The following is a 12811-nucleotide window of genomic DNA, read 5'->3' as shown; positions in this document are numbered from 1 at the left end:
CGATTTTTTAAATTACACGTGCGAAAACGTGATAAATGGAGGAGATATTATGGATAATTTAGGGCTAAATGAAATCAGAGAATCCTTTCTAAATTTTTTTGAAAGCAAGGGTCATCTTAGACTAGAGAGTTTTCCTCTAGTACCTAAGAATGATAATAGTTTGTTGCTTGTAAACGCAGGAATGCAACCACTTAAACCGTATTTTACTGGAATTCAAACACCGCCTAGTACTAGAATAACTAATTGTCAAAAGTGTATTAGAACAGGAGACATTGAGAATGTAGGAAAAACATCAAGACATGGTACTTTCTTTGAAATGCTTGGAAATTTTTCATTTGGAGATTATTTTAAAGAGGAGATTATTCCATGGGCATGGGAATATGTAACAGAGGTTTTAAATATACCAAAAGAAAATTTATATGTAACTATATACATAGAGGATGATGAAGCTTTTGATATATGGAGTAAAAGCACTGATATTGATGCTACAAGGATTTTTAGACTTGGAAAAGAAGACAACTTTTGGGAAATAGGTCAAGGGCCTTGTGGACCAAATTCTGAAATACACTTTGATCGAAATACAGAACTAGGACAAATAAAAACTGCTGAAGAATTTGTTAAAGCAGGTAATGAAGATAGAGTAATAGAATTTTGGAATTTAGTATTTACTCAATTTGATAAAGATGCACAATGTAAATATAACATATTAAAAAATACTAACATAGACACGGGAATGGGTCTTGAGAGAATCGCTGCTATAATGCAAGGTAAAAATAGTATCTTCGAAGTAGATACTATAAAAAACATACTACAAGAAGTTTCAAGAATTTCAGGGGTTAAATATGGAGTAACCCATAAAGATGATGTATCCCTTCGTGTTATAACAGATCACGTTAGAAGCACAACCTTTATGATAAGCGATGGTGTACTTCCATCTAATGAAGGGAGAGGTTACGTTCTTAGGCGTTTACTAAGGCGTGCAGCAAGACATGGTAGATTACTTGGAGTTAAAAATAATTTTTTATATGAGCTTTGTAGCACTGCTATTGAAAATTCTTTTGTAGCATACCCGGAATTACAAGAAAAAGCTTCATATATTAAAAAGATTATAAAGCTTGAAGAGGAAAGATTTTCAGAAACTTTAGATTCTGGTATGGATATTTTAAGAGGTTATATAGAAGAACTTAAAAACAATAATATTAATATTTTAAGTGGAGAAAAAGCTTTTAAATTATACGACACTTTTGGATTTCCATATGAACTTACGGAAGAGATATTAGATGAGGCAGGTATTGAAATTAATTTAGAGGACTTTAACAGCGAAATGCAAAGTCAAAAGCAAAGAGCAAGAAATGCTAGGTCTCATTCGAATTATATGGGTAGTGGAGAAAGTAAATTAAATATAATTCCTAAAAATATTGTAACAAAATTTGATGGATATGATAAAACAGAGCTCCAATCTATAGCTAAAGTTTTAATTAGCGGAGAAGAACTTGTTTTAGAACTTTCAGAGGGAGCAAAGGGCATTATTGTAACAGATGTTACTCCTTTCTATGCTGAAATGGGAGGACAAACTTTTGATAGTGGAATTATTTTTAATGAGAATTTCAAAGCAGAAGTTTACGATTGTCAAAAGAATGCTTCTGGTAAAGTAGTTCACTTTATAAAGATGATGGAAGGCTCACTTAAGCAGGATGAATTAGTAACACTTGTGGTTGATAAGGATAAAAGATCTGCAGTTTGTAAAAACCATACTGCAACTCATATGCTTCAAGAAGCACTGAAAAGAGTTCTAGGTGATCACGTTCATCAATCAGGTTCTTATGTGGATGAAGACAGATTAAGATTTGACTTTACTCATTTTTCTGCATTAACTCAGGAGGAAATTAATGAAGTTGAAATGATTGTAAATCATAATATTATGCAAGTATATAAAGTTGAAACGAATGTTATGACTATAGAAAAGGCTAAAACAAGTGGTGCTATAGCACTCTTTGACGAAAAGTATCAAGAGGATGTTAGAGTGATTTCTGTAGGGGATTTTAGCATGGAATTATGTGGTGGTACTCATGTGAAAAACTCAGGAGAAATTGGGCTGTTTAAAATTTTAACTGAAGCTGGAGTTGCCGCTGGTGTTAGAAGAATTGAAGCTATAACAGGTAATAAATCAATCCAATATATAGAAGATAAAAACTATTTAATAAAAAACATTGCGAATATACTTAAATGTACAGAAAAAGATATATTAAATAAGCTACAAGTTCAATTGACAGAATTAAAAGATAAAGAAAAGGCAATAATATTACTAAAAGGTAAATTAGCTTCTTCTTCAGGTGAAGAAATCTTAGATGATATCAAAAATGTTAAAGGTGTTAAAGTTATTTGCGGTATCGTAAAAGATACAGAAGTGGATGCCTTAAGAGATTTAGCAGATAAACTTAGAGATAAACTTGCAAGCGGCGTAGTTGTCCTTGGAAGTACCACAAATGATAAAGTTCACTTTGTTGCTATGGCATCTAAATCCGCAATAGATAGTGGGATCCATTGCGGGAAAATAATTAAAGAAGTTGCTAAAATAGCTGGTGGCGGTGGCGGTGGTAGACCGGATATGGCACAGGCAGGTGGAAAACTTCCTGAAAAATTAGAAGAAGCCATAAATAATGTACCATCTATAATTGAAACAATGGTAAAATAGTATACTTTTTGTAAGAATTGTTTTATAATATAACTAATAAGATATAATTCAATCCATGTTAGAATATAAGTATGGAACTTATTGTAACTAAGAAACTGTATAAATCGCATAATGGTGCATTTTACAATAGTTAGTGCATAATAAGGGAAGGGGTGTATAGAATGGATACTAATGAAAATACAGTCCAATTTGATTTTGTAAAAGATAAAAAAGATTTAACAAAAACTATTTTGACTGACGTTTATAATTCGCTTATAAAAAAGGGTTATAATCCGGTAAATCAAATGGTAGGATATTTAATTTCTGGGGATCCAACATATATAACGAACTATAATGGAGCAAGAGCGCTTGTAAGAAAGCTAGAGAGGGATGAAATATTAGAAGAGGTTTTAAAATCTTATCTAGACATTAAAAAATAAAATGTCCTTAGGGGCATTTTATTTTTTAATGTTAATGTTGTAGATTAATTAGTTATTATTAAAGGAGTATGTGAATGAGAATATTAAGCTTAGATATTGGAGACAGAACAATAGGGGTAGCTGTATGTGATCCTTTAGGATTAACAGCACAAGGAATTACAACAATAAAAAGGAAAAGTATAGTTGTAGATATTGAAGAAATTGCACAGATATGCAAGAAATATGATGTAGAAACTATTGTATCTGGACTTCCTAAAAACATGAATGGTACTATAGGACCACAAGGGGAAAAAGTTCAACGTTTTTGTGACAAACTTAAAGAAACATTGGATTTAGAAGTAAAAATGTGGGATGAAAGATTAACAACGGTAGCTGCTAATAGAGTAATGCTCGAGGGTGATTTATCTAGAGCGAAAAGAAAGAAGATTGTAGATAAAATTGCAGCTACATTCATTTTGCAGGGATATTTAGATAGTTTGGGAACACGTCTATAAGTGTTTTTTCAAAATATAGAATTAATACTAATTATACAATTTGAAAGGAGAAATTAAAATGGATAACAATGTTGAAACAATAATGTTGAACGATGAAGAAGGTAATGAAATAGAATTTGATGTTATAACTAAATTAGATATCGAAGATAAAGAATATGTTATAGTTGCACCAACTGGAGAAGAGGATATTGATGCAGTTGCACTTAGAGTTGATAAGGATGCAGAAGGTAATGATATATTAGTTACAGTAGAAGATGACGAGGAGTTTGAAATGATTTCACAAGCTTATGACGCAGTTTTTTCTGAAGAGCTTTAAGCTGGTTTTGCATCTAAATGATTATCAATTGACAATATCTTAATAAAGTATTAAACTTAAATTATAATAATGTAATTTGAATTTATGGGGAAAGTAAATTGTTATACAAAAAGGGGGGATATTTATGCCAAAGTTATCTCTAGAGAGCATTGAGAGTTTAAAGGAAAATTTAAAAAAAGAAGGATATAAGCTTACTCCACAGAGAAGAGCTATTTTAAATGGCATAATTAAAAGTGAAGGTAGCCATCTTACAGCTGAAGAACTATATGACTTGGTTAAAAGTGATTGCCCAGAAATTGGGCTTGCTACAATTTATAGAACAGTTCAGCTTTTAGAAGAAATGGGTACAATCAGAAAGCTTGACCTAGACGATGGGTGCAGTAGGTATGAACTTAACCATAAAGAGGAAATTCATCAACATCACCACTTAATTTGCAAACGCTGTGGTAGGGTAATAGAAGTTGAGGGAGACTTACTTGACGAGCTAGAGTCAATTGTTGAAAAACAGTACAATTTTAAAATTGAGGATCATAGTTTGAAATTTTATGGGGTTTGTGATAAATGTTTAGAAAAATAATTTAGTTTAGTTAAATATTAAATAATTCAACTAGAGTAGATTTATCATTTGGTAATAATATAATGAATAATCTGACTAGTTGACTTTTTTGTTACATAATATTAGAATAAGTATAGTAATGCGGAAATTGGATGCTGCAAGACGTATCCAATTTTCGTTTGTGTAAAATTTTAAACACACGAAAAAAAATTGGAGGATTAATTAATATGAATTTATTTACAAGAAATGACGTTAGAAATATAGCAATAATTGCCCACGTAGATCACGGCAAGACAACAATAGTGGATTGCCTACTTAAGCAAAGTCATGTTTTTAGAGAAAATGAAAAAGTACAAGAAAGAGTAATGGACTCAAATGATTTAGAAAAAGAAAGAGGAATAACAATTCTTTCTAAGAATACAGCAGTAATGCATAATGGAATTAAAATAAATATAGTTGATACTCCTGGCCACGCTGACTTTGGCGGAGAGGTTGAACGAGTACTTAAGATGGTTGATTGTGTTCTTCTTGTAGTTGATGCATATGAAGGTCCAATGCCACAAACTAAATTTGTTTTGAAAAAGGCATTAGAATTAAACCTTCAACCAATAGTTGTTATAAACAAAATTGATAGAAAAGATGCTCGTCCAACAGAAGTACTTGATGAAGTCTTTGACCTATTTGTTGAACTTGGAGCAGATGATGAACAATTAGATTTTGCAGTGGTTTATGCTTCTGCTAGAGAAGGGTATGCTAAATTAGAAGTTGATGAAGTAAGTGACAACATGGAACCATTATTTGAATCTATAGTAAAAAATGTAAGAGCGCCAGAAGGTTATTTAGAAATGCCACTTCAACTGCTTATTTCAACTATTGATTATAATGAGTATGTTGGTAAAATTGGAATCGGTAAAATCGAAAGAGGAACAATCAAAAGAAATCAACAAATAGCACTTATAAGAAAAGATGGCACAATAAACAATGTTAAAGTTTCAGCTCTTTTCACTTACAATGGTCTTAAAAGAGAAGAAACTGAAGAAGCAATGCTTGGCGATATCGTAGCAGTTTCTGGTATTCCAGACATAAACATAGGAGAAACAATAGCAGATATTAATGAACCAGAGGCACTTCCATTCATTGAAATTGATGAGCCTACATTAACTATGAATTTCATGGTTAATAATTCTCCTTTTGCAGGTCAAGAAGGGACTTATGTTACATCAAGACACATAAGGGATAGACTTATGAAAGAACTTGAAACTAATGTTAGTTTAAGAGTAAAAGAAATTGATGATGGTTTTGAAGTAAGTGGAAGAGGAGAACTTCATCTTTCAGTTCTAATTGAAACTATGAGACGTGAAGGATATGAATTCCAAGTTTCAAAAGCAAATGTAATATTTAAAGAGGAAAATGGTCATAAAACAGAGCCAATAGAGCTTCTTACAATTGACGTGCCAGAAGAATTTATGGGCGTAGTAATGGAAAAAATGGGACCTAGAAAAGCAGAAATGGTTAATATGACTTCTGCTATAAATGGATACACTAGATTAGAATTTAAAATACCTTCAAGAGGGTTAATTGGGTTTAGAAGTGAACTTATGACTGATACCAAGGGTAATGGAATAATGAATCACGTTCTAGATGGTTATGATAAATATAAAGGTGAGATTCCAGATAGAAGTAGAGGATCACTAATTGTATTTGAAGGTGGCGAGTCAGTAACTTACGGATTATTTAATGCTCAAGATCGTGGTACTCTTTTCATAGTTCCAGGAGTAGCTGTATATGCTGGAATGATTGCAGGGGAATGTGCAAGAGCTGGAGATATGGAGATAAATATTTGTAGAAAGAAACAATTAACAAATACTAGATCTTCAGGAGCAGATGAATCACCAAAACTAGTTCCAGTAAGACAAATGACACTAGAACAGTGCTTAGAATTTATTTCTATAGATGAGTTAGTTGAAATTACTCCTCTAAACATTAGAATGAGAAAAAGGTTATTAGACTCAGGAGAAAGAAAAAGAGCAAGCAGTAAATCAAACAAATAGTTTAAACTATGGGGTGGTTTAATGAAAAAGATTGGTATATTAATTGTAGTTTTAGTAGTTTGCATATTATTTGGTAATTATCAATATAAAAAAATAATACAGCATCCTATTAAAACTGATAAAGATGTCCATGTTACAGTTAAAAGTGGAGATACTCTATATAGTATATTAGATGATTTAAACCAAAATGGGGTTATAAAAAATTCGAGTGTTTTAAAGTTTTATATCAAAACAAATAGTATTGTGTCAAATGTTCACGCTGGAAGGTTTTTTATTCCGAAAGATGCTACAGTTACTGAGCTAACAACTATTTTATCAACTGGAAATGATGAAGATATAGTTAAAGTAACGGTGCCAGAAGGATATGATATAAATAGTATTGCAAAGTTGCTAGAGGAAAAAGGCATAATTAGTAAAGAAAAATTTATAGACAGCTGTAAAACGTATAAGCTACCAACTTATATTGTTGAAAAAGAAAACCGAAGATATAATTTGGAGGGTTTTCTTTTTCCAGCTACCTATGATTTTAAAGTTGGTATGAGTGGAAATGAAATAATAAAATCCATGTTGGATAAATTTGATACTACAATAATTGAATTAAACAAAGAAAAAACTATAGATATGAAGAAATTAGATGATTTAATAATAATGGCATCTATCGTTGAAAATGAAACTAGAGATAAGAATGAACGAGTTAATGTAGCATCTGTTTTTTATAATAGATTAAAAATAGACATGAAGTTACAATCTTGTGCTACAGTTTTATATTCACTAGGTATACACAAGGATAAACTACTAAATAAAGATTTAGAAATAGAATCACCTTATAACACCTACATAGTAAAAGGGTTTCCCGTAGGACCAATTTGTAACCCAGGGAAAGAATCTATTAAAGCAGCCTTGTCTCCTGCTACAACAAACTATTTGTATTTTGTTTCCACTAATGATGGAAAACATTATTTTACAGATGACTATAAAAAATTCATGAAGGAAAAAGGTATAACACAAGGATTTTAATGCTGTGTTTTAGTCTCATGCAAATAAATAACAAGTCAAGAAAATTGTTTTTTGACTTGTTATTTATTTGCATGTGTTTTAATGAATTTTTGGAGGGAATTAAATGAGTGGGATAACATATGATTATATGGAACAATATTTAAGAGAATTAATTCCAAGCAGTAATGGCATTTTAGAAGAGCTTGAAAATTTTGCTATGGAAAACAGAGTTCCTATAGTTCAAAAGGAAACAGCCAAATTTTTAGAACTTATGATAACCATAAATAGACCTAAAAAGATTTTAGAACTTGGTACTGCTATAGGATATTCATCTATTTTAATGAATCTAGCTTCTGGTGGCACATGTGAAATTACGACTATTGAAAGAGACGAAAAAATGATAGAGATTGCAAAAGCTAACATAGAAAAATACAGACTGGGAAATAAAATTACTGTTCTTAAGGGAGATTGCCTTGAAATTTTAGAAAATCACAAAGGTGAATATGATATAATTTTTATAGATGCAGGTAAAGGTCACTATAATCATTTTCTGCCTCACTGTCTTAGGCTATTAAGCAAAGAAGGTGTCCTTATTGCAGATAATGTCCTTTTTAGGGGGATGGTTGCGTCTAAAGCACTTTTTGAGCGTAGAAAAATCACTATAATAAAACGTATGCAAAGTTATTTAGAATTAGTATCTAATAATGATGAACTTATAACTTCTGTAATACCAATGGGAGATGGAATCTCAGTTACTGTGAGAAAAAGTACAGCTAGCAAAGAGGAGGAATTGAGCTAATGGAACCAGAAATACTAGCACCTGCAGGTAATTTAGAAAAATTAAAAGCAGCTATAAATTTTGGCGCAGATGCAGTTTATTTAGGTGGAAGTAAATTGAATTTGAGAGCTTTTGCAGATAATTTTAGTAATGAAGACTTAAAAGAAGGTATAGATTTTGCACATTTAAGAGGAAAAAAGGTGTATGTTACTTTAAATGTATTTGCTCATAATGAGGATTTAGATGGTTTAGAGGATTACTTAAAAGAAGTATATGAATTAGGTGCGGATGCTATCATTGTATCTGATCCGGGTATTATTATGACAGCTAGAGAAGTTGTACCAAATTTAGAAATTCATTTAAGCACACAAGCTAATAATGTAAACTATAAATCTGCTATTTTTTGGCATAAGCAAGGTGTGAAAAGAATTGTCCTTGCAAGAGAATTATCGCTAAAAGAAATTAAAGAAATTAGAGAAAAGTTACCTGATACTTGTGAACTTGAAGCTTTTGTTCATGGGTCTATGTGCATGTCCTATTCCGGAAGGTGTTTGATGTCAAATTATATGACAGGAAGAGATGCAAATCGTGGACAATGTGCTCAGCCATGTAGATATAAATATTTTTTAGTGGAAGAAAAAAGGGATGGGGAATACTTTCCCATAATTGAAGATGATAAAGGTACTTATATAATGAATTCAAAGGACTTATGCATGATAGAACATATACCAGAACTTATGGAATCAGGTATAATGTCCTTTAAGATAGAAGGAAGAATGAAAAGCTCATATTATGTTGCTTCTGTATGTAAATCATATAGGGACGCTGTGGATAATTATATAGCTAATCCTATAAATTATAAATTTAAGCAAAAATGGATGGATAATCTCCTAAAACCTAGCCATAGACAATTTTATACTGGGTTCTACTTTGGAGATCCAAACAAGCAGATATATGAATCTTCTTCGTATATTAGAAACTATGACATTATTGGAATTGTAAGGGGATACAATAAAGAAAGCAATATTGCATTAATAGAGCAAAGAAATAAGGTGTTTCAGGGTGATACTGTGGAGGTATTAAGGCCTGTGGGGGATAATGTTTCAATTTCGCTTAATGATATGAGAAATTCTAAAGGAGAGAGCATAGCTTCTGCTCCAAGTGCTCAGATGTTGTTTACTGTAAATACATGTGAAAATCTTTGCGAGAATGATATACTTATAAAATCTAAGGAGGAAAAATAATGCATCGTCCGATTTTAATAGGCATAGCAGGGGGAACAGGTTCAGGAAAAAGCACTATTGCAAGAGAAATTTATAAACATTTTGATTCAACATGTATTGCTATGATTGAACAGGATTCTTATTATAAGGATCAAAGTAACCTTTCTTTTGAAGAAAGAGTCAAAACCAACTATGACCACCCAGATGCTTTTGATACTACACTTTTGGTTTCTCAGTTAAATCTTCTTTTAGAAGGACAAACTGTCGAAAAACCCATATATGATTTTGAAATTCATAATAGAATACAAGAAACACAAATTGTGCAGTCAAGAGAAATTATTATAGTTGAAGGAATTCTTATACTTCAGGAAAAAATTCTTCGTGATATGCTAGATATTAAAATATATGTAGATACTGATGCAGATGTGAGATTTATAAGAAGACTTGTGAGGGATATTAATGAGAGAGGTAGAACAACAGAATCTGTTATAAATCAATATTTAAAAGTTGTTAAACCAATGCACGAACAATTTACTGAACCTACTAAACGGCACGCTGATATTATAATACCAGAAGGTGGACAGAATAAAGTAGCTATCGATATAATTACCGCAAACATAAGTCAAATACTTCAAAAACATCAAAAATAAAAAATGAATATAAATATATTACCAAATATAAAGTATATAACATCTCATTATAGGCGAGAATTAGTCTAGGTGAGGTGTTTTTATGTATAGTGGAAATGATATCTTTGGGAATTCAAATCATAAGACTGAAATTCGAAAAAGAATTTGGATAACGATGATTATCTTTATACTTTTCTTTTGTTTATTAATCTGGAAAATTTCAAATCACATGTATTTTAAAGCCGAGCCTTTAAAGGCGATGTTTAATGCACAATATACAATAGATGAAAAATATGGCACATCCTATAAATTACTTGACCGTAATGGAAACAATCTTTTAAATTATGAAATGAACTACACTGCAGTTATTGATCCAGTGGATTATTTCAGATTTAATGAATACACTAGCAAATACGATATGGAAGCTTTAACTATTACTTTAAGAAACTATAATAAGAACTATGATTTAGACAATATTGAAGGAAATGGTAGTTTTGAAAAGGTAAGATATAAAATTGATAAAATAACTTATGATAAGATTAAAGATATCGAAGGTGTAAAAGGCTTTTATACTTATGCTGTAAATGAGTTCATTAGTGATGGATATTGGAAAATAGAAAATTTATTGACTAATCCCAAATACAATAAGAAAGACGTTGAATATCCTGTATTCAAAGATGCTGAATCTTTAGAAATGCAAATATATAATAAAACTAAAAACAATCAATTCGAAAAAATTAGGTTTGATAAAGAAGTGGATGGTGAAATATCTGAAGGCAAAATTATTTATCCAGAAAACAATGTTAATGTAAGACTTACTTTAGATAAAGAAATTCAAGACAAAGTTGAAGCTATTCTTCACGAAAAAAAATATAAACAAATTGGCGTTGTTCTAATGGAAAGTCAGACTGGGAAAATAAGAGCAATGGCACAAAAGGATGATACGCTGAATAATGTGAATTTAGGAATAGCCTATCCAGGATCTATATTTAAAACCATTGTGTCAGAAGCTGGGCTAGACCTAGATATAATAGACAAGAATGAAATATTTACAGTGGATGGTAAATCATTTGAGAAACTAGATAAGCATGGAAATGGATATGAATATACACATGGAGAGGCTTATTATGATTCTTCTAACGACATATATGCTCAAATAGGTTCGAAGGTAGGCCTTGAAAATATATATGATTATGCAGAAAAACAAGGACTATTAAGTAAGATATTAAACCTGCATTATGAGAATAGTGTTAAGGTGAATTTATCAGCGGATGATGGAAATATAAGTCAGTCTGTTATTGGCCAAACTGATAGAATAACACCCCTTCAAGCTATTAACATTCCTAATACTATTATAAACAAGGGGATATATGTTCAGCCAAGCATAATAGAAGCATATGTAAATGATACTAATGAAGTTTTAGAGGGAATTGCTTATAAAACTTCACAGGTATTAAAATCTGAAACAGCAGAAACAATGAAATATTTTATGATGGATGTAGTAACCAAGGGCACAGGGAAACAGGCATACATTGAAGGTATGGATATAGGTGGAAAAACTGGAACCACTGAGTATATTGATAATGGTGAAGAATGTTCTGATGGGTGGTTTGTTGGCTTTTTTAATTTGAATGGTAAAAATTATTCTATGGTTGTATTTGTGCCTGATATTGATATAAATATTGAAGGTAAAAATGACGAGGAGGGAGGGACAACAGCTGCCCCAATTTTTAAGGAAATAATTGAGTCGTTTAAAACACTTAAAAATATTAAATAATAAGTTGGAAAATAAAAATAAATTTTAGGTACATGCAATATTGTTAAAATAAATCATATTATATTATAAGCACTATTAGGAGGAACATCCGTGTTTTTCATGAATTGTTTATTAGATATGCTTTCCAATGTTACATTTTTAACAGCTTATATAACGGGTAGTAGTTCATTCCCACAGCCCCTATGTGAAGAAGAAGAGAAATTATATTTGACAAAGCTAAAAGAAGGCGATTTACTAGCTAAAGGAATACTTGTTGAACGAAATTTAAGACTAGTTGCACATATAGTTAAAAAATATTCCTACCCAGGAAAGGATGTAGATGACCTTATATCTATTGGAACTGTGGGGCTTATTAAGGCTATCGATTCCTTTGATACAAATAAGGGAACAAGGCTTGCTACCTATGCTGCAAGGTGTATAGAAAATGAGATACTTATGCTTATTCGTAATAATAAGAAAACTAAAGGTGAAGTTTACCTTCAGGATCCTATTGGAATTGATAAAGAGGGCAACGAAATATCCCTTATGGATGTATTAAGTAGTGATGAGGATTCTATCATTGAGATAGTAGAAAATAAGATACAAATTAAAAAACTCTATAATAAGATAAACGTAGCGTTAATGGATAGGGAAAAAATAATAATTCAAATGCGCTATGGGTTACTCGATGGTAACCCTAGAACTCAAAGAGAAATTGCATTGATTCTAGGAATTTCTAGATCCTATGTGTCTAGAATTGAAAAAAGGGCTTTGAAAAAGCTTTATAGAGAATTGAATAATACCAATAAAACTAGGATAAATAGTACTAATAAATTATAATAAGTAGTAAAAAAAGGATAATCATATAATTTTGTCGAATATATAAATTTAAGAAGTT

12 protein-coding genes are annotated in these 12811 nt (G+C 31.1%); all 12 read left to right on the top strand.

The window, feature by feature from the left end; all coding sequences use genetic code 11:
* Nucleotides 1-49 precede the first annotated feature (49 nt).
* Nucleotides 50-2695 carry an alanine--tRNA ligase gene (gene alaS, locus JJD95_RS01835; RefSeq protein WP_291639773.1) on the top strand — a complete coding sequence of 882 codons (2646 nt, stop codon included), beginning with the start codon at nt 50-52 and terminating at the stop codon, nt 2693-2695.
* 161 nt (nt 2696-2856) lie between these two features.
* Complete coding sequence (locus tag JJD95_RS01830; RefSeq protein WP_291639771.1) at nt 2857-3114, top strand: IreB family regulatory phosphoprotein; 258 nt, start codon at nt 2857-2859, stop codon at nt 3112-3114.
* Between the two features lie 74 nt (nt 3115-3188).
* A complete protein-coding gene (gene ruvX, locus JJD95_RS01825) occupies nt 3189-3608 on the top strand; it encodes a Holliday junction resolvase RuvX (protein WP_291639769.1) in 420 nt (139 codons plus the stop codon).
* A 58-nt stretch (nt 3609-3666) separates the two neighbouring features.
* Complete coding sequence (locus JJD95_RS01820) at nt 3667-3924, top strand: DUF1292 domain-containing protein (RefSeq protein ID WP_291639767.1); 258 nt, start codon at nt 3667-3669, stop codon at nt 3922-3924.
* 124 nt (nt 3925-4048) lie between these two features.
* The gene (locus tag JJD95_RS01815) at nt 4049-4501 is read left to right on the top strand and encodes a Fur family transcriptional regulator (protein WP_291639766.1); all 453 of its coding nucleotides are present in this window, start codon (nt 4049-4051) and stop codon (nt 4499-4501) included.
* Nucleotides 4502-4707: 206 nt separating this feature from the next.
* On the top strand, nt 4708-6531 hold the full coding sequence (gene typA, locus JJD95_RS01810; protein ID WP_291639764.1) for a translational GTPase TypA: 1824 nt from the start codon (nt 4708-4710) through the stop codon (nt 6529-6531).
* A 21-nt stretch (nt 6532-6552) separates the two neighbouring features.
* Complete coding sequence (gene mltG, locus JJD95_RS01805) at nt 6553-7548, top strand: endolytic transglycosylase MltG (RefSeq protein ID WP_291639762.1); 996 nt, start codon at nt 6553-6555, stop codon at nt 7546-7548.
* Nucleotides 7549-7651: 103 nt separating this feature from the next.
* Nucleotides 7652-8326, top strand: a complete 675-nt coding sequence (locus tag JJD95_RS01800; protein ID WP_291639760.1) for an O-methyltransferase — start codon at nt 7652-7654, stop codon at nt 8324-8326.
* Nucleotides 8326-9549 carry a U32 family peptidase gene (locus JJD95_RS01795; protein WP_291639758.1) on the top strand — a complete coding sequence of 408 codons (1224 nt, stop codon included), beginning with the start codon at nt 8326-8328 and terminating at the stop codon, nt 9547-9549. Before JJD95_RS01800 ends, JJD95_RS01795 begins: the two co-directional genes overlap by 1 nt.
* Entirely contained in the window at nt 9549-10178 is a 630-nt protein-coding gene (udk, locus tag JJD95_RS01790) for a uridine kinase (RefSeq protein WP_291639757.1), read from the top strand. The genes JJD95_RS01795 and udk overlap by 1 nt, the downstream gene beginning before the upstream one ends.
* A gap of 82 nt (nt 10179-10260) precedes the next feature.
* Nucleotides 10261-11934 carry a penicillin-binding transpeptidase domain-containing protein gene (locus tag JJD95_RS01785; RefSeq protein ID WP_291639755.1) on the top strand — a complete coding sequence of 558 codons (1674 nt, stop codon included), beginning with the start codon at nt 10261-10263 and terminating at the stop codon, nt 11932-11934.
* A gap of 90 nt (nt 11935-12024) precedes the next feature.
* Nucleotides 12025-12753, top strand: a complete 729-nt coding sequence (gene sigK / locus JJD95_RS01780) for an RNA polymerase sporulation sigma factor SigK (protein ID WP_291639752.1) — start codon at nt 12025-12027, stop codon at nt 12751-12753.
* Nucleotides 12754-12811 lie beyond the last annotated feature (58 nt).

Source organism: Clostridium sp. (genome assembly GCF_016650035.1).
Lineage (GTDB): Bacteria > Bacillota > Clostridia > Clostridiales > Clostridiaceae > Clostridium_AD.
This window is presented reverse-complemented; position numbering and strand designations above follow the sequence as displayed.